Below are 25488 nucleotides of genomic sequence, written 5' to 3' on the forward strand. Positions count from 1 at the left end.
GTTCCGGCTGGTACGGGAACGGGCGCCCGGTGCGGGACGAACGGATGAATTAAAATATATATTACATGGGTGGAATGGTATTTCTAATGCAAAAAATCCGGTTATGCGTGGAAAAACTGGACAAAGAAAATTCTGATCCATCCAGCCATCTCATTACACTATACCCTGGATCGGAAAGGACCCGGGATCCTTACAGGATTGAACAGGCAGAACGGTTTTTTGCATCCCCACGCGCTGTTCCTGGCGGGATGACCTCTTTTCAGAAAGCCCCTCCTGGCACAACCACCGGAACATTTCCGGGAAAGACGCGGTTTGCTGATTTTCTGAAAAAGATCTATAAGCGTAGGCCTGCCCGGTAGCACACCCGGGCATTGGATTACCGTCAGCATCCGTGATTGTGTCAGTTACAGACAGATAATACATGGCCATTCCTGAAGAAAGGTGGAACTGGGAAGAGATCCGGTCGCGTACCCGGAAGACCATTATCGGCGCCAGGAAGAATATAGAAGACCCCAACATATTCCATAAGATCGCCCTTATCCCGGTACTTGCCTGGATCGGGCTGGGGGCGGACGGGATCTCGTCATCCTCGTACGGTCCCCCCGAGGCGTTTATCGCCCTCGGCAACCATGCCTACCTCGCCATTTTTCTCGCGCTGGGGACAGCGCTCACGGTTTTTATCATCTCGTATGCATACACCCGGATTATTGAGCATTTCCCCGGTGGCGGCGGCGGGTATATTGTCGCCAACCACACCATCAGCGAACAGGCCGGAGTCGTCTCCGGCAGTGCGCTCCTTATCGACTACATGCTGACCATTACGGTCTCCATCGCCGCATGTGCCGATGCAATCTTCTCGTTCCTGCCACTCAGTTACCAGCCGTACAAACTTGCGTTTGGCTGCCTGCTCATCCTCATCCTTATCGAGCTGAACCTGCGGGGCGTGAAGGAATCGGTGAAGATACTCGCCCCGATATTTTTTGTATTTATCGCGGCGCATCTCCTGCTGCTCGGGTACGGGATCTTTGCCCACGCACCCCGGATCGCCCCGGTCGCCGCCGGGATACAGTCCTCCTTTTCCGGTGACCTGTCGACCATCGGCATCATCGGCGTGCTCGCGATCATATTGCGGGCGTATTCCCTCGGTGGCGGGACCTATACCGGGATCGAAGCGGTAGCCAATGGGATGCAGATCATGCGGGAACCCCGGGTGAAGACCGGTAAACGCACGATGGCATATATGGCGGTCTCCCTTGCGGCCATATCCGGAGGACTCTTCCTCTGTTACCTGCTCTGGAACGTCCATCCTGTGGCAGGGCAGACGCTGAACGCCGTGCTGGCGACAAATGTTTTTGGCGGCTTGCCTTTCGGGCAGGCGCTTGCGCTGGTCACTATCTTTTCCGAGGGGGCCCTGCTCTGCGTAGCCGCCCAGACCGGGTTTATCGATGGCCCGAGGGTCATGGCAAATATGGCGATCGATTCCTGGCTCCCGCGCTCCTTCGCCCTGCTCTCGGAACGGTTCACCATGATCCGGGGGGTCATTCTCATGGGCGGGGTGGCACTCCTGCTCCTGCTCATCACGCAGGGATCGGTGGTCATCCTCGTCACTATGTATGCGATCAATGTGTTCATCACGTTCTCCATTTCCCAGTTCGGCATGGCACGGTTTTTTTATAAGAGACGGGACACGGAGGAGCACTGGAAACGGCATATCCCCATCCACATCATCGGGTTCCTGTTATGCGTCACCATCCTCATCATCACCCTCTACGAGAAGCTGGGAGAGGGCGGCTGGCTGACACTCCTCATGACTTCCGTACTCATCTGCGTATGTTTTGCTATCCACCGTCATTATTCAGAAGTTGCCAGGTGGCTGCGCAAGCTGGATGTCCTCCTCGATACCATCCCATCCACCGGGGTAAAGAATATTGATCCGGTCAACACGCATAAAATGACCGCCGTCCAGCTGGTCACCGGGTTCAACGGGTTCGGGGTGAACACGTTCTATTCCATTGCCAAGAATTTTCCGGGGGTATATGAAAACTTCATCTTTGTCTCCATTGCTGTGGTCGATTCCGGGACATTCAAAGGTACGGCAGAAGTGCATGCCCTCGCAGAATCGACGGAGTCCGCACTGTTGAAATACGTGGACCTGGCACGGGACATGGGGTTTGCTGCCGATTACCGGATGGACCTCGGCACGGATGTGGTTAACCTGGCCGTCCCCCTGTGTAAAAATATTGCAAAACAGTTCCCGAATTCCACGTTCTTTACCGGGCAGCTGGTATTCCGCCACGAGAACCCGTTCCAGCGGATACTGCACAACGAGACCGCGTTTGCGATCCAGCGCCGTCTCCACTACAGTGGGATCACGACGGTTATCCTGCCGGTCCAGGCGGAGAGGTAGGTCCGGCCATGACGACGAGGCTTTGGGAAAACATTCCGGGAAAAAAGAGGGAAGGCCGCGACCGGGTGACGGGTGGAGATTATGCCAGGTCCCGGGGAGCGGGCAGGACCACGGAACGGTCCGGTCTCCCCGCAACCGGGCCGGCGGGGTGTCGTTGATGCTCAGACCGGGCGACAGGATCGGTGAATACACGATCTCGGAATTCCTGGGCCGGGGGGGGTTCAGCCAGGTATACAAAGCAGGCGATCCTGATGGCACGCCGGTAATACTTAAGATCCCGGATATATCTGTACTCGGTGATCTGGCAACATTTGCCCGGTTCCGGCGTGAAGCCGCCATCCGGCAGAGCTTGGACCATCCTGCAATCCCGCGGGTGATCGCCGTTAACGAAGGGGCGGACACGATATCGCTTGTCCTAGAATATGTAGAAGGCACATCATTCCGGACCTATATCAGCGGACATGCACCGTTACCCCTTGACCAGGTCCTCTCTTTTACCGGCCAGCTCGCTGATGTCCTTGACTATATCCATTCCCACGGAGTGTATCACCGTGACCTGAAGCCGGAAAATATTATTGTCGGGACCGATGGCAGGATTCACCTTCTCGACTTCGGGACTGCGTTACAGGAAGGGTCGTGGCGGGTGACATGGAGGTGGGGGTCATATGCCGTTGGTACCGTGGATTATATGGCACCCGAACAGATCCAAGGTAAACGGGGGGATTCCCGGACAGATCTCTATGCACTGGGGATGATTGTCTATGAGATGCTCACCGGGACTCTGCCATTCACCGGGGATAATACCTTCTCCATCATGAACCAGCACCTCACGGCAGTCCCCATCCCGCCCGGCAGGTTCCAGCCGTCAGTCCCGCCGGGCATAGAGGCCGTAGTACTCAGATCGATTTGCCGCGATCCCGCCCTGCGCTACCAGTCCGCCGGCGCATTCCGGTATGATATGGAGCATTCTGCAGAACTGGACCTGTCGCAGTTCCACGCGGAGCCGGTGGCCGGGGGATCGCTCACCGGACGCCGGGTATGGCTCCGGCGCATCTCAATCTTCATTGCATCTCTGGCAGTTGCGACACTGCTCTTTATGGTTGTTTACTTAATAGAGCACCGGTAAAACCGGGGGCCGGGCGCCAAGACGTGCGGATGCACGAAGAAGAGGCTGCACAGGATTGCAGGGCAGGAGCTGGTTTTTTACCGGGACCGGGTATATTCCGGGTGCGTGGCACAAAAAATGTCATTGCTGTGAAGTCCGGGGAAACCGGAGAGAAAGAACCCGGGGATGACTGCATCAATTCACCGTTCCGACCATTGCATCCCGTAACAACAGGACAGGCCTGTCTCCGGTAACACCCTGCCCGGTACAGCACGGTTCCGTTCCCCGGGAAAGACCGTGGACATGGGGATATGCTGCCGCGGGGCCGGTCTGCCTGATCGCAACCCCTTATCAGATCCTCCTGCCATACCTGTGGTCATGGAACGCACGGTAACGTACTTTGAGACCCTCAGCCCGGAGAACACGGATGTCACGTTCCGGCTGGCACGCGAACGGGCGCACGAGCTCGGGATCCGGAAGATCGTGATCGCCTCAACAACAGGCGCGACCGCGAAGAAGGCGATGGAGTATTTCAAAAACGATGGGGTGCAGCTGGTCGTCATCCCCCACCAGTGGGACTTCCACCGCGAGGTCAACCCATTCCCCGCAGACCTTGCCGCCACGTTGCGGGGGGCGGGGCACGTGGTCCACTTCGGCACCATGCTCTTTCACACGGGCGAGCTGTACGATTCGGCTGTCCCCCAGCTGATGGCAAACCTGCTGCGCTGCTTCTGCCAGGGGTTCAAGGTCTGCTTTGAGATCGTGCTCATGGCAACCGACGCGGGCCACCTGAAGAGCGGCGAGCAGATCATCGCCATTGCCGGGACAGGGCGGGGATCGGATACAGCGCTGGTCATGCAGGCGGCATCCTCGCAGCACCTGAAGAAGCTCCGGGTCAACGAGATCCTCGCAAAACCCCTCAACCCGCTGAACATCGAGGAGCTCCATGCAAAGATGGCACAGGAATCATCCCGGTAATTCCGCGGGAAATTATTTCTTTTTTCAAGGCTGGTCCTGGCCGTGTTTGTACGGAGATTGAACTGATGGGATTCCGGGCCATTCAATTTTCCCGGAAATGGGCTGCACGTATCCTGGAGTTCCCGTGCGGTTTGCACGAGAGGGTATAGTATTTTTAAGAGAAATTCGGTTGTAGATCATTGTTTTTCATTGGGAACGCTATCAAGTGTTTCAACTCAGCCGCTGTGGCAATCGCTTAACAGGTAATTCCTGCAGCATCGCAATGCGCAGGGGGTGGTGAGGGGGGACAGGCACTGTCCCCTCCTCTCAAAATATAATCCAGCACTATTTGTTCCAACACAAGGATTTCTCCCGAGCAGATTTTCCATGAAAACCGTACTCTGCAGAAATGATGATGGCGGTTGAAACCACCATGCCCCCGGTTATGAGGGGTGCGGCCGGAAAATCCCGGGCCGCTATTGCAGGGACCGCTCCCGCAGCACATAAATACCTCCCGCTCTCCCATCTTCACACAGGTGATACCAATGCCGGAGTTAGAATTAACCAGGACCACAACAGCCCTCGTTGTCATTGACCTGCAGAAAGGGATCGCGGCCATGCCCACGCAGCCGCACACCGCACAGGACGTAGTGAAGAATGCCGCAAAACTCGTGCAAGCGTTCCGGAAGAACAGCATGCCGGTATTCCTCGTGCATGTCGTTGCATCGCCGGAGACAATGCTGAAGGTACAGAGCGACACGACATTCAACCGCCCCGCGACTATGCCCCCGGACTGGTCGGAGTTCGTCCCGGAGATCGCGCCGGTCCCGTCAGACGTTGTGATCGCGAAGAAGCAGTGGGGAGCGTTCTACGGCACCGGGCTCGAACTCCAGCTGCGGAGACGGGGGATGGACACGATCGTGCTCTGCGGGATCTCCACCGAGTACGGCGTAGAGAGCACGGCCCGGTTCGCGTACGAGTTCGGCTTCCAGCAGGTCTTTGCAGAGGACGCGATGTCCTCGGGCTCAGCGGAGTCGCACAACGCGGCGGTGAATTTCATCTTCAAAAGAATGGGCAGGGTGCGGAAGACCGAGGATATCCTCAGGGCTATCGGGTAACTGTACCGGTACCCTGAAATTATAAAAGGCGGTTACCAGGGTCAATCCCCTTTTTGCGCTTTGAAGTCCGCGTTGTTAACTTCCGGGTTGCGATACCGTACCCGTACTGCTGTCTGTTTTCCTGCCTGGATCGCCTCCGCGGGGCAGAGGTGGATGCAGCCGCAGCAGAGCTCGCACCGGTGTTTCCATACCGGCCTGCCACCCACGAGTTCGATATTTTTTGCCGGGCAGATGGCTGCACAGGTCCCGCACGACGTGCATCGATCATTTACGGAAAACTTCCTGTCATCGTCGTGGACGCGGGACGCGAACCGGGGATAGAACAGGAGATGCGCCAGCCGGGCCAGGAGTGAATATCCCGGGCCGGTCTTTGCCGAATTTTTTACTGCCTGCGCAATATCCTCAAGCTGTACGTCAGCAGCGGCAAGGATCTGTTCGCATTTCTTTCCCGAGGGGGGTTCGTACATGAGGATGTAATTCGATGGCATCTTCACCATGAAACCGGCATCGGGTCTACGGCCGGAGCGTCTCTTAAGGATGCCGTCCAGTTGCCGCAGGGCAGACGGGCCGCCAAAACCACCAGGGGTTACCACGGAAAACATGTACTGCGAACCGGAAAGGTCAAGGCGCCCGGCAAAGGAGGCCACCATCACCGGCAGGCCGGTAAAATACACGGGGCAGACGATCCCGACGCGGTCAGCCCCCGGGTGGATATCCCCGGTTGTGTCCTGCAATGATGCAACCGGTACGAGCTCGCAGTCACCCAGTACTGCGGCGATTTTCCTTGCTGCTGCAAGGGAGTTGCCGGTGCCGGTAAAATAGTAGATGATGGTCTTCATAATCCGCCTCTATCATGATATAAAGACACCTCCATTAAAATCTGCCCGCGTCCCGTTATGAAAGTCCCCCAAGTGAATAAAGTCACAGTAACGATCGGGAGGCAGGGGAGGTGCCGGAACCATTGGATGAAGAGTACTCCGCTTACCCGGGCATTGTAAGGTATACCGGGCCGGCGTGAAACAGCCCAGGTTTAAGAAGAAATTCCCTTTTAAAACGCCTGTCCTTATTTCGCGCCTTTCCCGCTGTCGTACCCGCACCGCTTGCACCGGTAGGAGCCGTCGGGCTTCTGGACGATATTGGGATCATGGCACTGCTCGCAGATCGGGCGGTCGCGTTTAACCTTCGTCTGGGCCTGGGGTTGTTTATCCATGGGGAATGATTGCCGGCTTCGGTATAAAGATATGACGGGAGCAGTGCGTTCGCCAGAAGGCCTGCTTTTAAGAAACAGCCGAAAGGATAGTTCCGGCCGGACTACTGTTCATTGAGAAAAAACCGGCTGGAGAAAATTCCCGCAGGGAACCGGCGACAGGCCGGCACCCTCACGCTTATGCACCCCCCCGCCCAATCCATGAACAGCCATGTGTCCCGACCCGGAGCAGCCCCCCGTCCCCGATCTCGAAGCCATAGACCACTTCTTTGACAACTGGTGCAACCTCACCTGGACCGAATGGATCCCCTTCTCCGCAACGAAGCAGGTGTGGACCAGGATCCCACGAGAACCCGGCCTCTACCGCATCCGGCCGGTGGGTAAGGAGTACCTCGTGTACATCGGCGAGACCAGGCGGACGCTCCGCGAGCGCCTGCACACCCTCCGGATCGAACTCTCAAAGGCGGAACAGATGCCCTGGAGCGATCCCCACACGGAAGCGCCGGCGCTCTGGGCGTGGCAGTCCGAGTGGCTGGCAGAACGGCAAAGCGAAGGAGGTCAGCAGGATCCGGCGAATTCCGGGAGCTTGCTAGGCCCGGGGGACAAGATGAGTCCTGCCGCAGGGAGCAGACCGGTTCCGGAAACAGGAAATGCCATCCTGGAGGAGGCTGCTGGTGAACAGCCAGTCATGGAAGAGGCCCTGCCGGCAGAAATATCCGTGTTTGAATGCTCCGCCGCACCGCTCGACGCCTCCGACAGCGGGCGCCGGGGCATGGAGAGTTTCCTCCTGTACCGGTACCGGCAGGAGTACGGCGAGTCGCCGCTCTGCAATCTCGGCCGGTTCCCCGCCCGGTACCGCAGGTCCACCACAAAGAAAGAGGGGAAGCGGGGCGGAAAACTCGCAGGCGGGCAGAGGGACAACCCGGCCGGGGGACCGGGCCAGCTCCCGCTCATTCCGTCGGGCACGCCCGGGGAACCGGGATGGATGGGGCTTACCTGGAGCGACCCGGCACCGCTCGATGCAGAGCACATCCGGAATGTTCCGGATGGCCAGGGCCTGTACCTCCTCCTCGATGCCGGGTCAAAGGAGGTCATCTTCATCGGCAGGGCAGGAAACTGTGCCGGGCAGCTCGCAGAACAGGGCAGGAGATCCTGGGAGGGGACGGTGCCACACTTCTCGTACCATACGATAGAAGAGCCCGTGCTCCCGCACCAGCTCCGGGAACTGGTGACAGACCTCATCGGGAACTATTACGAGCAGTACCGGAAGGCGCCGGAGTTCCAGTTCCGGGGCAGCAGCCACGTGGCCCGCGGGCCGGGGACAGAGTAAAAGGGTAAGGAGATCCTTTTTTACATTTTTTTGTATATTGCCTTTAAAAAAATAACGGCTCTGGTGAAATCATCGTTTTTCACAGGAGACGCTTCCGGGGGCCCGGGGAAGGTGAAACCTCGTGCCGTTTTTTTGAGTAATGCCTTTTGAAAATCTCTTTAAAAAAAGATTGCTGATACTACATCTTCGACTGGTCGCGGGGGAGGGCGGTGCCGCGGGCGCCGGGCCCTTTTGCGCCAAGTCCGAGCATCGGGTCACGCTTCTTCTTCCGGGGCTCGCCGTCATCCGGGGATGCTGCCGGTACCTTGTCCAGGAAACATTCGACCGGGTCGCGGTCGCCGGTACAGGTCTTTGCCCTGAACTCCCCGCACTCTGCGCAGGTCGGCACCTGGGTTGGCAGCAGCGAGGGGAAGTTGTTCTTCCAGAGGGTGGGATCGATCTTTCCCTGTTCGAGAAAACGCTGGATATGCCGCGCCGTATATTTCATGCTCAGTTAATAGGCGCTTGATCCTCATATGCCCTTCTTTGCGGGCAGTGGGCCCGGGCAGGCACCGGGTTCAGGCCGGCCTGTAACCCCGCAGGTACCAGCCAACGGCGAGCGGGAGGAGGAATGTCACCGCATAATAGGAGAGCACGTCGGCCTGGTAATATGCCGCGGGATGAAAGAGCAGGACGATGAAGAGGTAATCGGAGAGGATCGCAATTGCCGTCCAGGCCACGGCAATCTGTACAAAATACGAAAGCGGGAGCCCGCGGTGCAGGAAGTACCAGTACGTCACGGCAGCCATAACCGGGGTCAGGCACACGAAGAGGACCCAGCCCATGACCGGGGCAAGGGGCGTGAAGAAGAGGACGAGCGAGAGGAGGTAGCCAGCGAGCCAGAATGCGATGCCCAGGCCGACTGCATCCCGGGTGAACTGCTTCATGCAGAACTATCGCAGCCCGGGGAAATTGACTCTTTCGGAATAGATCACAGCCCCGCCTGTTCCCGCAGGATCTCCTCAAGGAACGCCGGCCCGTACTTCTCCCGCTTGAACTCACCTACGCCAAAGACCGCCCCGAACCCGGCCATATCGCGGGGCCGGGCGACCGCCAGTTCCCGGAGGGTCCGGTCGGGGAAGATTACATACGGCGGCACGCCATCCTCGTCTGCGAGCTCCCTGCGCAGGGCCTTTAGGCGCAGGAAGAGGTCTTCAGCGCCGGAGTCCATCTGTGACGGGGCCTTTGCCTCCGCCTTCACCGGGCCGGCCTCGGGCACGGGCAGCATTACCCGGCAGTGGCCCCTCACCAGCTCGTCCGTCCGGGGCGTGCACCGGATCACCGGGTACTTGTCGCCGTTCCGGGCAAGGAAGCCCTGACGGACGAGCTCGCCGATCCAGGTGCGGTACTGGGCCTTGCTGTACTTCTTCCCGGCCCCGTACGCGGGCAGGGTGGCGAGGCCGTACTCCTGGATCTTTGCGCTCTTCGAGCCGCGGAGCACGTCGGCGATCAGCTCGATCCCGAAGTTTGCGGGCAGCTGCTTCACGCAGGCAGCGATGGTCCGGGCTGCATCCGTGCAGTCCACCATGTCGGGGGGATGGTCGCAGCTGTCGCACGACCCGCAGTTCTCCTGCGGGTACTCCTCCCCGAAATACGTGAGAAGGAACTTCCGCCGGCAGCCGGTGGTCTCGCAGTACTCTGCCATGTCCTGGAGTTTTTTTAAGGCAATCCTGAGGTGCTGGCCGATCGCATCGTCATGCTCGAGCATGGACCGGACCCTCGCGTAGTCGCCCCGGCTGTAGAGGAGGAGGCACTCGCTGTACTGGCCGTCCCTCCCTGCCCGGCCCGTCTCCTGGTAATAGCCCTCGATAGTCTTGGGCAGGTCGTAGTGGATCACGTACCGCACGTCCGGCTTGTCTATACCCATGCCGAACGCGACCGTGGCGCAGACCACCTGCACCCGGTCCCGGATGAATGCTTCCTGCACCTCCTCCCTCACCTGTTTTGTGAGGCCAGCGTGGTAGGCGAGCGCAGAAAAGCCCTTCTTCCGCAGTTCCGCTGCCACCTCTTCGGTCTCTTTCTTGGAGAGGCAGTAGACGATCCCCGAGTCATCGCGGTGCCGGCCGAGATAATTGATGAGGAAGACGAGCGGGTTCTTCTTCTGGACTACCCGGTACCGGAGGTTCGTGCGGTTGAAGCTGCCCACGTACTCGCGGGCACCGGAGAGGCCGAGCTGCTGCCGGATGTCCCGGCGTACCTCGGGAACAGCGGTCGCGGTCAGGGCGATGAGGGGGATACCCGGGAAGTACTTCCGGAGCTTTACCAGCTGCCGGTACTCGGGCCGGAAGTTATGGCCCCACTCCGAGATGCAGTGCGCCTCGTCAATCGCGATCAGCCGGACCGGGACGTGGGCGAGCGAAGATAAGAAACCCGGCTGCACGCACTTCTCGGGCGAGATGAAGAGGAGCCGGAGGCTGCCATCCTTAAGGCCCTCTTCAAGCCGGACCCGTTCGCGGTAGTCGAGGGTGCTGTTCCAGGCAGCGGCCGGGATGCCCCGGGCATTGAGGTCGTCGACCTGGTCCTTCATCAGCGAGATCAGGGGGGAGATTACGAGCGTGAGGCCGCCGAGGTACAGGGCCGGCAGCTGGTAGCAGAGCGACTTGCCGCCGCCCGTAGCCATGATCGCGAGGGTATCGTGGCCGGCAAGGACAGAGCCGATGATCTCTTCCTGGTGCGGCAGGAAGGCAGAAGAGCCCCAGTAGGTATGCAGGAGTTCGCCGGTCGTGACCATAGGGATCCCAAGAACTGCCCGTAAAGACGGGAATGCTGGCAGAGAATAGGCAGGCCGGCGGGAATAAGGCTTTGGATAGGAGAGGGAAAGTGAAGGGCATCCGCGGCCGGGATCCCGGGTGACGGACCAGAGGGTTTATGCCGCTCCCGTTTTTAACCATAATGGAGTACATGACACGAAAATGCGGGAGCTGCAGTACCCCTGCCCCAAACGACAAGGCGAAGTTCTGCAACGAATGCGGTTCAGCGATTGTGGACGTGCCGGATACGCACTTCCCGGTCTGCGACAGCTGCGGGGACGTGGTCTCCGACACCCTCGCGCAGTTCTGCGATAAGTGCGGTGCGCCGGTCCGCCCCTCCTGCCCGTCGTGCGGCAACAAGGCGATCACCCGGGAATCGAAGTTCTGCACCCGGTGCGGCACGATCTTTGCCACGGCTGCCACCCGCCCGGCCCAGCAGCCGATCGGACAGGTGTCGCCGTCAGTGGTCCTGACAAAGAAGCGGGCCACGCTGCCGGTGCAGGAAGAGCCTGGACCGGCCGCGCCGGTCGCCGAATGGGATCCCTGGAGCGACGGTAGTTCGGAGTTCGATGCCCGGCCGCTCCCCGCCCCGCAGGAGAAGCGCTATGCCCACCTGCCGCTCACTGCGGACGAACCTGACGAGGCCCGGAGCCCGCGGTCAGCCCAGATCTCCCTGCCCCCGAAAAAATACGGCCACCTCCCGCTGATCGCCGACGAACTGAAAGGTTCAAAACCCTCGTACCAGGATGCGGGGGATGTGCCCGAACCCACACGGAAAGGGCGGTCCCCGGACAAGAAGGGAGTCCTCGGGTTCCTGAAAAAATAGTTCTTCTTCTCATTTCACGCGTTTCAATCGAAGTACGCGACAATGTTCCGGAAGATCTGCATATTGAGCGACTCCACGGGCAGGGCCGTGCCGGAACGCGTCATCTGTTCTTTGAGGAGCGGCCAGTCATAGAGGTTCGTAAACTCCATCGCCCGCTCGGGGTGCGGCATTATGCCGAGCACCCGGCCGCTGGCCGACGTAATACCGGCAATGTCTTCCACCGAGCCGTTCGGGTTGAAGGGATACTCGCCGTTCGCGGGGCTCAGGTCCTCCCGGCAGTACGTGAACGCGACCATTTTCTTCTGCCTGATCTTTTTGAGGGTCTCCGGTGAGCACGAGAAGTTGCCCTCGCCATGGGAGACCGGGCAGCAGATCCGCCCGATGTCCTTTGTCCAGAGGTTCTCGTTCGCTGGCTTTATGGTGATGAACCGGCACTCCAGCCGGCCTGTGCGGTTCGGCATCAGGGCGATGTCCCGGGCATATGTCCTGTCAAATGCGGGGACGAGACCGAGGTTTGCGAGGATCTGGAACCCGTTGCAGATCCCGAGCACCAGATTGTCGCCGTCAATGAATTCGAGGAGATCGTCCCAGAGATTGTTCCTGATCCGGTTCGCATATGCGTTGCCGGCGCCGGTGTCGTCCCCGTACGAGAAACCGCCGGGGAAGACGAGCAGCCGGTAAGCGGAGAGGCGTGTGCGGCCCGCGATCAGGTCGTTGATGTGCACGATATCCGAGCCCATGCCGGCCCGGGCCAGCGCCACCTGCGTCTCCATCTCGGAGTTGATCCCAAACCCGCTCATGACCAGGGCTTTCTCGGGGATCAGCTCCCGTGCGGGGGCGGGTTTCGCCACGGTCGCCGGACGGTTCACGTTCCTGTGCACAGGTGCCATCTCAGTACCCCCCGAACGGCGCCTTGTAGGCCTTCTCGAGCTCTTTGATCTCCGCATCCAGGACGAGGGTCTTTGTCGTCACCCGCAGCCTGCTGCCGGCCACCCGGCCGAGCAGCACCGCATCGGACCCGATCGCCTGCTCGAACGCCCGCTTGTGGTCCGGGGCAACCGTCACTACGAACCTGCCGAGCGACTCCGAAAAGAGATAACGATCGGGGCGCATGCCGGCGGGGACCGGGACCGTGAGGTCCATACCGTGCCGGCCTGCGATCGCTACCCTGGCCAGCGCCACCAGGAGACCACCGTGGCTGACCGGGAATGCCGAGGCCACGAACCCGTGGGCGATCGCGCCGGCGAGCCGGGTGTAGCGCTCCTTTGCCGCGCCTGCGTCGAGGGCGGGCACCTCGTTGCCCACGCTGCCGAGCATGGCAAAGTACTCCGACCCGCCGAGCTCCTCTCTTGTCTCCCCGATCACGTACACGAGGTCGCCTGCGATCTTCGCGTCCATGGAGACCGCTTTCCCTGCGTCCGCATGGATACCGATCGACGAAACCAGCAGGGTCGGCGGCACCGAGACCTTTACCGGCATGCCCTCCGCATCGAACCCCGAGAAGTCGTTGAACATGCTGTCCTTGCCGGAGATGAACGGCGTGCCAAACGCCTTCGCGAAGTCATAGCACCCCTTCGCCGCGAGTTTCAGCTGCCCGAGGCGTTCGGGCTCGTCGGACGAGCACCAGCAGAAGTTGTCGAGGATCGCGATCGCGGACGGCGGGATACCCATAGCCACGAGCCCCCGGATCGCCGTATCGATCCCTGCACCGGCCATCCGGTAGGGATCGAGCTCGGAGTAGGACGGGAAGAGCGCCTGCGAGAGCCCTACCGCTTTCTTCGAGCCGGGCACGACTTTCGTGAGCGAGGCAACGCCCTGCACCCGGCCCATCCCCTGTACCGGGCCGAGCACGTGGCCGCCCTGCACGGTGTGGTCGTACTGGATGGAGATGAACTCCGTGGAGCAGATGTTCCTGCGCGAGAGCATCACGAGCAGGGCCGCATCGAGCCGGTCGGGGCATGGGGCGTCGGGCTCCGGGTGCATCTTTCTGGTAAACGTAGTCTTCAGGTGTTTTTTGGGCAGGCCATCGTGCAGGAATTTAAGTTCGATGTCCATCACCGTCTTCCCGCCGCACTCCACAATGCACCGGCCTGAACCCGTGAACTTGCCGATCACGGTCGCCTCAACTTCCCGGCGCTGCATCAGGTCCATGAAGGCCGCGAGCTGCTCCGGGGGAACGGCCAGCGTCATCCGCTCCTGCGACTCGGAGATCCAGATCTCCCACGGCGCCATGCCGGGATATTTCAGGGGCACCGTATCGAGCTGCACCCGGCAGCCATTGCACTCCTTTGCCATCTCGGCCACCGAGCAGGAGAGGCCACCCGCCCCGTTGTCGGTGATGCTGCGGTACAGCCCGGGGTCCCGGGCCTCCTTCACGATCACGTCCGAGAACTTCTTCTGGGTGATCGGGTCGCCGATCTGCACGGCGGTGACCGGGCTTTTGTGGTCGAGTACTTCAGAAGAGAACGTGGCGCCGTGGATACCGTCCTTGCCCACCCGGCCACCCACCATCACGATGAGATCGCCGGCGTGCGCCGCTTTCTCGTGCAGCTTCCGCCCCCCCCGGACCCGGGGCATCACGCCGACCGTGCCGGCAAAGACGAGGGGTTTTCCGGCATAGCGGGGATCGAAGTAACAGAAGCCCTGCGGGGTCGGGATGCCCGAGCAGTTCCCGCCCACGCCAACACCCCTGACCACGCCATCGAGGATCTGGCGGGGGGAGAGAACCGGGTTCGATGTGTCCTTCCCGCGGTAGAGGGGAACGGTTGCATCCGGGTTGCCCACGCAGAACCCATAAATGTTGATGCAGGGCTTTGCGCCGAGGCCAAACCCGATCGTGTCCCGGTTCACACCCACGATGCCCGTGAGGGCCCCGCCGAACGGGTCGAGGGCCGAGGGGGAGTTGTGGGTCTCGACCTTATGGGTGACTATATAATCGTCATCGAAGACGATGGCGCCGGAGTTGTCGGAAAAGACCGATACGCAGATGTCCCTGTCACCGGCCTCCTGCCGGATCTCGTTTGTCGCCGCCTGGATGTACGTCTTGTACAGCCCATCCGGCACATCGTCGTCCATTGCCGACGCGAAGATCGTGTGCTTGCAGTGCTCGCTCCAGGTCTGGGCAAGTGACTCGAGCTCCACGTCGGTCGGTTTGCGCCCGAGTGCGAGGAAATAATCGCGGATCGCGTGGAGCTGTGCGAGGTCGAGTGCGAGCGGCCCCCGGCGCTGGTGCGTCTGCGGGTCCATGATCCCCTCCTTCCCGAGCCGTGCAAGTTCCGCATCATCGAGATCGAGGTCCACCGTCTCCGCGGTCGGCAGCTCGTGGAGCTCCACGTACGGCACTATGCGGTCCATGCCTGCCTGCCCGTACCCGGCCCGGTCCTTTGTGAGCACCCGGTTCACGAGCGGGTTTGCGAGCGTGGCGGCAAGCCCCTGCAGCGCCCCCGCGCCGGGCCGCCCGCGGACGAAGTACAGCTGGGAGCTGTAGACTGCCTCCCCGTCCGCAAATTTCATGGAGAAGAAGTCCTCGATCATCTGCCGGGCCGTTGCCCCGACATTGTCGGTCACGCCCGGGAGGAACCCGACCTCGATCGCGTAATCGAAGAGGGGCTTTGTTGCTGCGTCCACCGTGAACTCCTGCACCACCGGGTTGACCAGCTGGCTGCCGATCTGCATGAGCTCGTCACGGGTGAAGTCCCGCGATGCCGTAGCAATCGTATAGACCTCGGCGAGGTGCAGCTCATCAACCGCGAAGCCGAGCGAGCGGATCCGGTCCGTACGGGTCTTCAGGCGGGGATCATGGGAGTAGTGAACTTCTATGCGGTGGACAAAAGAAGCCATGCATACAGATTTTGGCGCACAGGAGAAAATAGGTATCGCCCTTGCCATCCTGTCGGAACATGGAGGCGGGCGACCCCCCGGGAGTACGGTCATCCCGGTCTACGGGCCCGGGCTCGTCCGGCCCGGGAGCGTGGATGGAACCACCCCGGATCATCTCCCCGGTTGTATTTCGGCACATTCATATAATGCCGGTGAAAAAAACCCGGTATGGCACCTGCACTCAAAGACCTCATCCTGCGACCCGGCGACTTTTTCCGGGACCTTGCCTCTGACCCGGCAGCTTACCGGATACCGGTCCTCATCGTCCTCATCTGGGGGATCCTCACAGCCGTCCTCACGTTCCTGAACATGAGCCTGGTGATGGGGGCATTCCTCCAGGCAGCCCCGCACCAGCAGGGCATGGAACTGATGACTGGTATCTTCTCGGTCATCTCCGTCATGGGCGCGGTCTTCTCCCTTCCTATGGCCTTTGTCTACTGGGGCGTGGCCGCATTCGGCCTGTACCTGGTCAGCAGCATTTTCTCCCGGACCGGCAGCATCTCCCATACGGCTACGGCGACTGCCTGGGGCATGATCCCCCTGGTGATCTGCGATGCGATCAGGATACCGCTCTTCTTCCTGTACCGGAACGCCATGGCAGTCACGGTTTCCCCGGGATTTTTCAACCTGACTATGAAAGGCCAGGCGAACGGCTCCGGCCCGTATGCACCCGTGAGCTCGGCGGAACTGGCAAAATACATCAGCTTCAGCCACGCGTTCTCCGAGTACTCCATCGTCTCGTTCATGATCTTCACCCTTGCCCTGCTTGGCTGCGCCTGGTTCTGGTTTCATGCCCTGCAGCACACCCGGTCGCTCACCCCGAAGCAGGCAGCGATTACGGTTCTCGTCCCGGTCGTCCTCTTCCTTGGCATCCTACTGGCGTCCCGGATCATGAGCGGATGGGTATGACGGCCCGGGTTGCACACGTGCGCAGGACCTGCTGCAGGCAGGCGGGTCCTGTGCCCGGAGCCGGTTTCCCTCTTGCAGCAAACGGGAGCGCCGCGAAATCCCCGCCGCTTTTTGCCGTCTCATGAAGAACAGGAAGGACCGGGGCCGGAATGGGAGGGGATGTCCCTGCCCTGGACACGGGCCTTCAGAAAGAGTTTAACGGTCTGCATCCCACAGATCTGTAGAGTGTAAACCGGGGTATGGAACAAGTGAGACCTGCGCACGTGTGTGGCATACTGCTTGTCGTCCTGCTGGTATCCTGCGTGATGCCGGCAGCCGCATCCGTCTATTTCACGTCGAGTGCACCGCAGGTAATCACCAAGGGGGATTCATTCTCCGTCAGCGGGACCGGTGCAATGAACGGTACCGTTGCCCTCTGGATCATCGGCAGGAGTTATTTTGATGTCAGGACCATGGCCCCGGACAGGCACGGGAATTTTTCCTTTGTCCTGAAACCAACCGAAACGGTGAAGTTTACGGGTGGCCAGTTTGTGGTAGTTCTCCAGGACCCGGGCCCGGATGGGACAATGGAAATCGAGCCCGGGACGGACAGCCACGGGAACCTCACGATCATGAACCGCGGCAAGATCATCGACCGCCTGGGGGCACAACAGGACCTTTCGGGGAGGGTCGAGCCCATTGCCGCCATCTTTGCATCCGCGGCAGTGATCCCGGGGGTTGACGACTCCTTCGTCCTGGATACGTTCTTCGTGGAGGAGCCGGTCGTGTATGTCGACCAGCTCGGGCCCGGGACCAACAACCTCCCCCAGCAGACCTCCGGGGATACGATCGTGATCACCGGGACCACCAACATCGGGACCGGGAATTCCCTTGTAGCGGATCTCTACAACCGGGATACGAACGAGCGGGTCACGGAGAAGATCCTCCCTGTCGCTGCCGGGGCCGATATCAACCACTGGAACTGCACGTTCGATACCCCCGGCCTCCAGCCCGGGAACTATTACCTCCTGGTCGGATGGATGAAAACCGATACTACCGGCACGGGAATGGCAGAGTTCTCTGTCGTGAAGGCAGCCCCTGCCGTGCAGCCGGGCCAGCTCCCGCCGCTACCCGCCGATGTTCCCCAGCTCCCGCAGGGGCTCGGTACCCTGCTTGTCCTTGGCATCCTCTTCGTGCTCGCGATCATCCTTTACACGGTCCTGCAGCGCTGAGCCCGTAGGATCTACAAGAGTAAGTAAGAGGAGAATGGTACAGCGCTACCTTCCTGTATCTCTCTTCGTAACCGTGACCGGGTCAAGGTTTGCATCGATAAGCAGGTCGAATTCCACCGTGTCCAGCCACCCGGCTTTCTTAAACATGCTCATGAAACAGACACCGGCAAGCTTCGCACCGGAATGACGGGCTGCCAGGTCGCGGACCTGCTCCTTTTTCACCGGCATATAAGGCATGGCAAGCCCGCCCATGATCACGAGGAGACGGGGGCGCAGTACGGCCGGCCCGCCCGAGACCTGCATACCGATGTCCTCAATGTTCACGATCTTCTGTGCCTTTGTCTCGTCCAGCAGGGGCACGAAGACCTGTTCGGCATGAAGACCCCGCACTGCAACGGCAAGGAGTTCGACAAACGGAGTACAGGTACCGGCACAGCCATAGTATACGATCTGGTCCCCTTCGTGGATCCCGAGGTCCTGCACATATTCCTTAAACGGCCGCAGGAGCCCGGTGATCCCCCGGAAACGCTCATCTGTCATGTACTGGAACGTACACGCGGGGCAGGGATAAGAATTTTGGAGCAGCGGCGGTGAGACGGAATATAAGCCCGAAGGGCTGGTTTGCGCGCAGGTGATTTTCCCCGGCGAATCCTTTGGGAGGGCGAATCTTACCGGAGATGAGACACGAAGATTTCCTCTCTCCCGTAATTCTTCGGGGGCAGGGATCGTGATGGCCCCGGTTACCGGAACCGGTCATCGGACCGGGTGGTCTTTGCATTCCCGGCCACGGTCTCGAGCCATCCGCAGCAGGAACCGGGGTAGGCGTCGAACTCAGGTACATACGGCTTGATGTCGAGGAGCGGTGTGTCGTCGAGGACATCGATATCCTCAACCTCGAGGGTCCCTTCCCGGACTGCGATCAGCCGGACTACCGAGAGGCCGATCGCATTCGGGCGCCGGGGAGACCTCGTGGCAAAGACTCCCCGCGGGATTGTGTCAAGGAAGGGTTTCACCAGGAGACTGTGACCGGTGCACCGGTGAAAGGCATAGATCAGGATGATGCGTTCGAAACCGCCAAGGTCCCTGAGCCCTTCCCGGTACCCTTCACCGATCGCGATCGTTCCCCTCGTGCCCCGGGCGCCATTCGGCTGGATAGGCATACCGGCGATGTCGTGGAACGGGGTGTGGATTGTCCCGATCGGGATACAGGTGAAGGTGTTGACATCCGGTTGCCCTTGCATGGAAAGGATTTGGTGCCGGGGATAAAAATGCGTGCGGTTCTTCCCCGGGTGCAACCAGGCCGGAGAGGATCGTTCGAGGAATTATCATTACATTGACATCAGGGCTTCACCCTTGAGCTTGATTGCCATCGCCGCCTGAGAATCCGAAACAGTTGAGCGGAACTCCCTGTTGAGCGACCGGATGCCGGCGTTGGCAGTCATCAGGGCATCGGCAGAGTTGTTGGAGAGGGCATCCTGAAGGTCTGACCGTTGCGCATCGATCTGGTCCGAGATGTTCCGGGCAAGGCCCGTGTCGATCCCCTCCCGGTCCAGGCTGCGGAGGAGAAGGGCTCTTTGCTCTGAGTCTGCATCGAACAGGGTGAGCCGGGCCGAGTCCCTGGCAAGCCAGAGCGAGTCCCTGAAGTCCGTGAACGAAGCGTCCGCGGCCTGCTCGGAAGAGGCGATGCTCTCCCGCATGTCATTGGTGCTGCCGTTGAAGATCACGAGCTGGGTATTGGTCTCATCGGAAAAGAGCTGGGTCTGGGCCCGCATGTCATCCCGTGCGCTGGTGATCTCGTCGTTTGTGGTCATGAGAGGAATGGAGGAGGCGATAACGAGATAATCATCCTTGATCTGCTGCAGGCTGGAGGCCCCTGTCCCGCTGCTGATATTGTTGATATATGCGATTATGCCGTCCATGCGGGCTTCCTGGTCCTGTCCAAGGACAGCGGCATGGAGCTTGAGGGCCGCGATCAGGTCCGGGCTGTTCTCGGCAAGGGGAGTCGTGTCCACGGGCAGGGTTGTGCTGTCAACCGATGCCGAGACATACGGTGCGATCAGGAGGAAGAGGAGACATGCTCCCACGATCAGTACTGCCTTGCGGTTGCCGATTATCATGCCGGATTCACCGAACCGTATCTGGTAATGATATCACTGCCACCATAGTTCGATGGATAGTAAATAATATTTGTAGGATAGCCGGGGTTAATCGTATAACCGCCCGGTTAGCTCAATGGTATGCAGGTACGGGGGTACGGCGACTCCGGAACAGGCCGGAATCCTGCATAATCCGGGAAAGGACCGGCCTGGTGCGGAGTGCCGCTGCCGGAGGGGGCCATACCCGTACGAACTTCTATACCGCAGGCTGACCAAAAAATACCTGAGATGAACACGTGGTAAAGGACTATTTCTTCAGGGACGAGCGATCAGCCATCATCAACGAGGATCTCTTTGCCACAACAAAGATTGCACAGGACAGCATCGACCTTGTCGTCACATCGCCCCCGTACAATGTGGATATCCAGTACAACTCCCACAATGACCGGATTACCTATGCGGAGTACCTGGAATTCTCGGCTGGCTGGATGAAGCGGTGCCACGGGTGGCTGAAACCGGAGGGCCGGTTCTGCCTTAACATCCCGCTCGACAAGAACAAGGGAGGACAGCAGAGCGTGGGAGCAGACCTCACCACGATCGCCAAAGAGGCCGGGTTCTCCTACCACGCGACCATTGTCTGGAACGAGGGCAACATCTCGCGCCGGACCGCATGGGGCTCCTGGCTCTCCGCTTCGGCCCCGTTCGTAATCGCTCCCGTCGAGTTGATCGTAGTGCTCTACAAGGACAGCTGGAAGAAGACGGGCGGCACCCGGGAGTCCGACATCACCCGGGAGGAGTTCATGGCATGGACCAACGGGCTCTGGACATTCAACGGCGAGAGCAAGAAGAAGATCGGCCACCCCGCGCCGTTCCCCGTGGAACTCCCGCTCCGGTGCATAAAACTCTTCACGTTCCTTGAGGATACCGTGCTCGACCCGTTCATGGGCAGCGGCAGCACGCTGGTCGCGGCCCGGCAGTGCCGGCGGACAGGGATCGGGATCGATATCGATCCCCGGTATTGCGAGATCGCAGAGGGAAGGATTGAGAATAACGAGGGGAAGACAGGGAACGTGAGCTGAACCGGCAATACGGGAGTTTTTTAAGAGGGTCTCCCGCGATCGGGCACACGGAGGACCGGAAATAATAAGGGAATTATTTATCACATCCCAGTGACTACTCCATTCTCATCCAGAGGCGGGTCACCTGGCACATTCAGTCCTGTACGTTGACGACGAACCCGGTCTCCTTGAGATCGGGAAGCTCTTTATCGAGCAGTCCGGCGGTTTTACTGTCGAGACGATGAAGTCGGCGGAAGAGGCACTCAAATCCACGATCATCCGTTCGTGCGACGCAATTGTCTCCGATTACCAGATGCCCGGTATGGACGGGATTGCGTTTCTCAAGGAGATCCGGAACACCTATGGGGATATCCCGTTCATCCTGTTTACCGGGAGGGGACGGGAAGAAGTTGTCATCGACGCGATCAACAACGGGGCCGACTTCTACATCCAGAAGGGCGGGGACCCGACGGCCCAGTTCGCAGAGCTCACCCACAGGATCCGGCAGGCGGTTCGCTGGCGGCACGCGGAAAAGGAACTCCGGGCAGCAAATGAGCAGATCACTGCTTCAGAGGAGGAACTACGGACACAATATGACGAACTGGCAAAGAGCGGGCAGCAGATAAGGGAGCGTGAGGCACAGTTCCGGGCATTCTTTGAAAAATCCCAAGACGCCCTTATCCTTTCGACAACGGAGGGGTTCTTTGACTGCAACGAGCAGGCGCTGCAGCTCTTCGGGTTCGGGTCGCGGGAGGTGTTCCTCCACCTTCACCCATCAGATGTCTCCCCGCCCGCCCAGCCGGACGGGCAGGGATCGCTCGCAGCAGCGAACACCCATATCAGCCAGGCATACCGTGACGGCAAGGACCACTTTGAGTGGGTCCATATGCGCAGGGACGGCAACACATTCCCTGCAGAAGTCTTCCTCTCGGCCTTCGAGATCCAGGGAAGACGGGTTGTCCTCGCATCGGTCCGGGACATGACCGTGCGGAGGCAGACGGAAGATGCGCTGCGGGAGTCTGAGCTGAAGTACAGGACGATCTTCGAGAACACCGGGACCGCCACCGTTCTCATTGAGGAGGACACAACAATCAGCCTGGCAAATTCCGGGTTTGAACACCTGAGCGGGTATTCCCGGAAGGAGATCGAGAACAGGAAGAAGTGGACCGATTTTGTAGTGATGGAAGACCTGGGCCGGATGCTTGCACAGCACCGGGCACGGAGGCAGCAGAACGAGGAAGCGCTCCGGCACTACGAGTTCCGGTTCCGGCAGCGTTCAGGAGTGATACGCCAGGTCTTCCTGACCGTGGATGTGATACCGGGGACTACCCGCAGCATCGCCTCGATGCAGGATATCACGGAACGAAAACTGGCAGAAGAGAAACTGGTGGCGGCAAATACCGAATATACCAGCCTCCTCAACCAGATCCAGGACGTCTATTACCGGAGCGACCGGGAGGGCAGGCTGGTCAGGGCAAGTCGTTCCCTCACAGAACTCCTCGGGTACGATGACCTCGGGGAGCTTATCGGCAGGGATATTGCAGACACATTCTACTTCCACCCTGACGACAGGAAACCGTTGCTTGAATCCCTTGCAGTAAGCGGGAAAGTCACCGAGTTCGAGGTGACCCTGAAGCATAAGAACGGTACGCCGGTGCTGGCATCGACAAGCACTCATTACTATTATGATAAGGATGGCACCGTTCTCGGCGTTGAAGGCACAATACGGGATATCACCGGACGCAGGAAAACGGAGAATGCCCTCAGGGAAAGCCAGGGCCAGCTGCTGAATGCCATAGACCTCTCTCAGCTCGGGAGCTGGGAATACGAGACTGCAACGGACGTATTTGTGTTCAACGACCGTATCTTTTCCCTCTTTTCGACCACCGCGGAGAAAGAGGGGGGGTTGAGGATACCCTCCGATATGTTTATCCGGCGGTTCGTCCATCCCGATGACAAGGGCAGGTTCCGGGAAGCCCTCATGGCAGCGCTTGGCACAAATGACCCCCGCTTTGCATCGAACCTGGATTTCCGGCTGGTACGGTCTGACGGAGAGACCCGGACCATGACCGCCCGGTACGGGGTGATCATGGGTGCCGGCGGAAAGGTAACCCGGATTTACGGGGCGGTGCAGGACATTACCGAGTCCAGGGCCATGGAAGAGGCAGTCCGCGAGGCAAACCGGAAACTCAACCTCCTCAACAGCATCACCCGCCATGACATGGTGAACCAGCTGACACTCCTCAAGGGATATGCCCAGCTGGCCGGCATGAAAAATCCCGATCATGCGATCGCAGACTTCCTGGAAAAGATCACGTCAGCGGCAACCATGATCGAGCGGCAGCTCGCGTTCACCAAGACATACCAGGAACTGGGCATCAAAGCCCCGGCATGGTCTGACCTCAGTCAGATCGTAAAAAACGTGGGGAGAAAAGAGGTCCGGTGTTCCAGGACCTGCGCTGCCACCGAGATTTTTGCCGACCCGATGATCGAGAAAGTCTTTTACAACCTGTTTGACAACGCGATCCGTCACGGGGAGAAGGTCACGGAGATCATCATCAGGTGCGAACGCGGCGCCGGGGAGCTGATCATCAGCGTTGAGGATAACGGGATCGGGATCCCGTCTCCCGAGAAAGAGAAGATCTTCGGGAAGGGATATGGCAGGAATACCGGTTTTGGTCTCTTCCTGGCAAAGGAGATCCTGCTGTTGACCGGCATCACTATCCACGAGACCGGGATTCCCGGGCAGGGTGCCCGGTTCGAAATGCATGTACCAAAGGGCAAGTACCGTTTTCCCAGGGACCATCACTGATACCGGTGTTTCCACATTTTGGTTGGATCCTTGAGTGGACCCGTATCCGGTTCCAGGAAAACATTTATGTGTGATTATTCACACAAGTATGAAAAGTATGAAATGCGGAAAAGAAGACCTGGTATCCAGTGAGATCGCTCCGAGGGAAGGAAAGACCAAGCACCTCTTCGGCAGCGTCCGTGTAGGCGAGCGCGGGCAGATCGTGATCCCCAAGGAAGCCCGGGATCTCTTCGGGATTGCACCGGGAGACATCATGCTCGTGCTCGGCGACGTGGAGCGGGGCATCGCGCTCGTGAAGGCAGACACTCTCCAGGAATTTGCAAAGAAGATCCTGGAACTCTCAAACAAGCCGGACGAATGATCCTGTCCCCGTGGTGAGAGCAATGAAAATTATTCTTTTAAATGGCAGCCCGAAAGGAGACCGCAGCGTCACTATGCAGTACGCCCGATACATCATGAAAAAATTCCCGGAGCACGAATACCACATAGAAAATATTGCAGCCGGGATCAAAAAGATCGGGCGTGAACCCGAAGTGTTCCAGGAGATTGTCAGATCCGTTGCCGGTGCCGATGCCGTAATCTGGGCATTCCCGCTCTATTACCTGCTCGTCCCCTCCCAGTACAAGAGGTTCATCGAACTGATCCATGAACGTGATGCAGGGGCCGCGTTCCGGGGAAAATATGCGGCAGTCCTCACGACATCCATCCACTTCTTCGACCAGACAGCGCACCAGTACATGCACGCGGTCTGCGACGATCTCGGTATGAGATTCGGCGGCTCGTTCTCGGCAGAAATGAGCGATCTCCTGAGGGAGACGGAACGCCGGCGCCTGGAGAGTTTTGCGAGGCTCTTCTTCCGTGCAGCGGAAGAGAGGGCTCCGGTCCAGCGGATCTACGCCCCGCTCGTGTGGCCGCAACTCGCCTATATACCCGGGCCGGTGACGGCACCGGTGACCGCGGGACAGAAGAAGATCCTGATCCTTACAGATTCGGATAACCCTGAGAGTAATCTCGGCAGGATGATCGAACGGATCCGCGGGACATTTTCGGGCAGTGTTGAGCTCATCCGGCTCCAGGATCCCGACATCCGGGGAGGATGCCTCGGGTGCATCCAGTGCGGGTACGACAATACCTGCATCTACACAGACGGTTACAGGGCATTTTTTGAAGAGAAGATCCTCCCCGCCGATATCATCATCCTTGCCGGTACGGTCACCGACCGTTACCTCTCATCCGCATGGAAGCAGTTCTTCGATCGGAGTTTCTTCCGCGGCCATATCCCAAGCGTGGAGGGAAAACAGCTGGGATTTGTCATCGCGGGACCTCTCCGACAGATCCAGCCGCTCAGGGAGACACTCTCGGCATGGGCAGAAAACGGGAAGGCAAACGCCCGGTTCGTGACGGATGAGGCCACGGACTCCGGAGAACTGGATGCCCTGCTCGATCGATTCGCGGCGGAGCTGGTCCGGTGCGCAGATGAACAGTACATCCCACCTCCCACGTTCTACAGCACCGGGGGACATAAGATCTTCCGGGACGCGATCTGGGGCAGGATGCGGATCGCGTTCCAGGCCGACTACCGGTATTACCGGGAGAACGGGGAGTTCGATTTCCCGCAGAAAGAGTACGGGATACGCCTTTTCAATGCGCTTATCGTGCCATTCACCAGATTCACCGGCTTCCGGAAGAAGGTGATCGGGGACATCAGGAACCGGATGGTCCAGCCGTTCGAGAAGATTCTCACCGATGCCTGACACGGGAGACAGGGATACCGGGATACGAAA

The 25488-nt window shown here is 59.6% G+C and carries 22 protein-coding genes; 12 read left to right on the top strand and 10 right to left on the bottom strand.

Annotated features, from left to right (window positions below; genetic code table 11):
• The first annotated feature begins 421 nt into the window (after window positions 1-421).
• The 4 genes from WBL42_RS08940 (at window position 422) to WBL42_RS08955 (ending at window position 5587) form a co-directional block, all read left to right on the top strand.
• Window positions 422-2407 carry an APC family permease gene (locus WBL42_RS08940; protein ID WP_424720924.1) on the top strand — a complete coding sequence of 662 codons (1986 nt, stop codon included), beginning with the start codon at window positions 422-424 and terminating at the stop codon, window positions 2405-2407.
• Between the two features lie 157 nt (window positions 2408-2564).
• Window positions 2565-3533 carry a serine/threonine protein kinase gene (locus tag WBL42_RS08945; protein ID WP_424720925.1) on the top strand — a complete coding sequence of 323 codons (969 nt, stop codon included), beginning with the start codon at window positions 2565-2567 and terminating at the stop codon, window positions 3531-3533.
• Between the two features lie 357 nt (window positions 3534-3890).
• A complete protein-coding gene (locus WBL42_RS08950; protein WP_424720926.1) occupies window positions 3891-4490 on the top strand; it encodes a pyruvate kinase alpha/beta domain-containing protein in 600 nt (199 codons plus the stop codon).
• Window positions 4491-5014: 524 nt separating this feature from the next.
• Window positions 5015-5587 carry a hydrolase gene (locus tag WBL42_RS08955; protein WP_424720927.1) on the top strand — a complete coding sequence of 191 codons (573 nt, stop codon included), beginning with the start codon at window positions 5015-5017 and terminating at the stop codon, window positions 5585-5587.
• Between the two features lie 41 nt (window positions 5588-5628).
• Here the strand turns inward: WBL42_RS08955 and WBL42_RS08960 are convergent, their stop codons facing one another.
• Window positions 5629-6426 carry an EFR1 family ferrodoxin gene (locus tag WBL42_RS08960; protein WP_424720928.1) on the bottom strand — a complete coding sequence of 266 codons (798 nt, stop codon included), beginning with the start codon at window positions 6424-6426 and terminating at the stop codon, window positions 5629-5631.
• A 224-nt stretch (window positions 6427-6650) separates the two neighbouring features.
• Window positions 6651-6797 (bottom strand): hypothetical protein, encoded by a 147-nt coding sequence (locus WBL42_RS08965; protein WP_424720929.1) that lies wholly within the window; start codon window positions 6795-6797, stop codon window positions 6651-6653.
• A 208-nt stretch (window positions 6798-7005) separates the two neighbouring features.
• On the opposite strand from WBL42_RS08965, the gene WBL42_RS08970 reads away from it, so the two are divergent.
• Window positions 7006-8124 carry a hypothetical protein gene (locus WBL42_RS08970; RefSeq protein ID WP_424720930.1) on the top strand — a complete coding sequence of 373 codons (1119 nt, stop codon included), beginning with the start codon at window positions 7006-7008 and terminating at the stop codon, window positions 8122-8124.
• A 178-nt stretch (window positions 8125-8302) separates the two neighbouring features.
• Here WBL42_RS08970 and WBL42_RS08975 read toward each other — a convergent pair whose 3' ends face one another.
• The 3 genes from WBL42_RS08975 to recQ all read right to left on the bottom strand — a co-directional run bounded on the left by WBL42_RS08975 (window position 8303) and on the right by recQ (window position 10894).
• Window positions 8303-8611 (bottom strand): hypothetical protein, encoded by a 309-nt coding sequence (locus tag WBL42_RS08975; protein ID WP_424720931.1) that lies wholly within the window; start codon window positions 8609-8611, stop codon window positions 8303-8305.
• Between the two features lie 70 nt (window positions 8612-8681).
• A complete protein-coding gene (locus WBL42_RS08980; RefSeq protein ID WP_424720932.1) occupies window positions 8682-9050 on the bottom strand; it encodes a hypothetical protein in 369 nt (122 codons plus the stop codon).
• Between the two features lie 44 nt (window positions 9051-9094).
• Entirely contained in the window at window positions 9095-10894 is a 1800-nt protein-coding gene (recQ, locus tag WBL42_RS08985; RefSeq protein WP_424720933.1) for a DNA helicase RecQ, read from the bottom strand.
• 170 nt (window positions 10895-11064) lie between these two features.
• On the opposite strand from recQ, the gene WBL42_RS08990 reads away from it, so the two are divergent.
• Entirely contained in the window at window positions 11065-11739 is a 675-nt protein-coding gene (locus WBL42_RS08990; RefSeq protein WP_424720934.1) for a double zinc ribbon domain-containing protein, read from the top strand.
• 23 nt (window positions 11740-11762) lie between these two features.
• Here the strand turns inward: WBL42_RS08990 and WBL42_RS08995 are convergent, their stop codons facing one another.
• Both WBL42_RS08995 and WBL42_RS09000 read right to left on the bottom strand, forming a co-directional pair.
• Window positions 11763-12629 (bottom strand): phosphoribosylformylglycinamidine synthase subunit PurQ, encoded by an 867-nt coding sequence (locus tag WBL42_RS08995; RefSeq protein ID WP_424720935.1) that lies wholly within the window; start codon window positions 12627-12629, stop codon window positions 11763-11765.
• 1 nt (window position 12630) lies between these two features.
• Window positions 12631-15579, bottom strand: coding sequence for a phosphoribosylformylglycinamidine synthase subunit PurL (locus tag WBL42_RS09000; protein ID WP_424720936.1), 2949 nt, complete (start codon window positions 15577-15579; stop codon window positions 12631-12633).
• A gap of 207 nt (window positions 15580-15786) precedes the next feature.
• On the opposite strand from WBL42_RS09000, the gene WBL42_RS09005 reads away from it, so the two are divergent.
• Window positions 15787-16527, top strand: coding sequence for a Yip1 family protein (locus WBL42_RS09005; protein ID WP_424720937.1), 741 nt, complete (start codon window positions 15787-15789; stop codon window positions 16525-16527).
• Window positions 16528-16766: 239 nt separating this feature from the next.
• The gene (locus WBL42_RS09010; protein WP_424720938.1) at window positions 16767-17738 is read left to right on the top strand and encodes a hypothetical protein; all 972 of its coding nucleotides are present in this window, start codon (window positions 16767-16769) and stop codon (window positions 17736-17738) included.
• Window positions 17739-17783: 45 nt separating this feature from the next.
• Here WBL42_RS09010 and WBL42_RS09015 read toward each other — a convergent pair whose 3' ends face one another.
• From WBL42_RS09015 to WBL42_RS09025, 3 genes are all read right to left on the bottom strand, one after another.
• Window positions 17784-18278, bottom strand: coding sequence for a DUF2124 family protein (locus WBL42_RS09015; protein ID WP_424720939.1), 495 nt, complete (start codon window positions 18276-18278; stop codon window positions 17784-17786).
• Window positions 18279-18478: 200 nt separating this feature from the next.
• Window positions 18479-18979, bottom strand: coding sequence for a tRNA (N6-threonylcarbamoyladenosine(37)-N6)-methyltransferase TrmO (gene tsaA / locus WBL42_RS09020; protein ID WP_424720940.1), 501 nt, complete (start codon window positions 18977-18979; stop codon window positions 18479-18481).
• A gap of 87 nt (window positions 18980-19066) precedes the next feature.
• The gene (locus WBL42_RS09025) at window positions 19067-19855 is read right to left on the bottom strand and encodes a hypothetical protein (RefSeq protein WP_424720941.1); all 789 of its coding nucleotides are present in this window, start codon (window positions 19853-19855) and stop codon (window positions 19067-19069) included.
• Between the two features lie 275 nt (window positions 19856-20130).
• Between WBL42_RS09025 and WBL42_RS09030 the strand changes: the two genes are divergently transcribed.
• The 4 genes from WBL42_RS09030 to WBL42_RS09045 all read left to right on the top strand — a co-directional run bounded on the left by WBL42_RS09030 (window position 20131) and on the right by WBL42_RS09045 (window position 25458).
• A complete protein-coding gene (locus tag WBL42_RS09030; protein WP_424720942.1) occupies window positions 20131-20913 on the top strand; it encodes a DNA-methyltransferase in 783 nt (260 codons plus the stop codon).
• Window positions 20914-21052: 139 nt separating this feature from the next.
• Window positions 21053-23704, top strand: coding sequence for a PAS domain S-box protein (locus WBL42_RS09035; RefSeq protein ID WP_424721006.1), 2652 nt, complete (start codon window positions 21053-21055; stop codon window positions 23702-23704).
• 97 nt (window positions 23705-23801) lie between these two features.
• On the top strand, window positions 23802-24065 hold the full coding sequence (locus WBL42_RS09040; protein WP_424720943.1) for an AbrB/MazE/SpoVT family DNA-binding domain-containing protein: 264 nt from the start codon (window positions 23802-23804) through the stop codon (window positions 24063-24065).
• Between the two features lie 22 nt (window positions 24066-24087).
• Window positions 24088-25458, top strand: a complete 1371-nt coding sequence (locus WBL42_RS09045; RefSeq protein WP_424720944.1) for a flavodoxin family protein — start codon at window positions 24088-24090, stop codon at window positions 25456-25458.
• Window positions 25459-25488: the final 30 nt, after the last annotated feature.

The sequence above is a fragment of the Methanoregula sp. genome (assembly GCF_049686655.1).
Classification (GTDB): domain Archaea; phylum Halobacteriota; class Methanomicrobia; order Methanomicrobiales; family Methanospirillaceae; genus Methanoregula.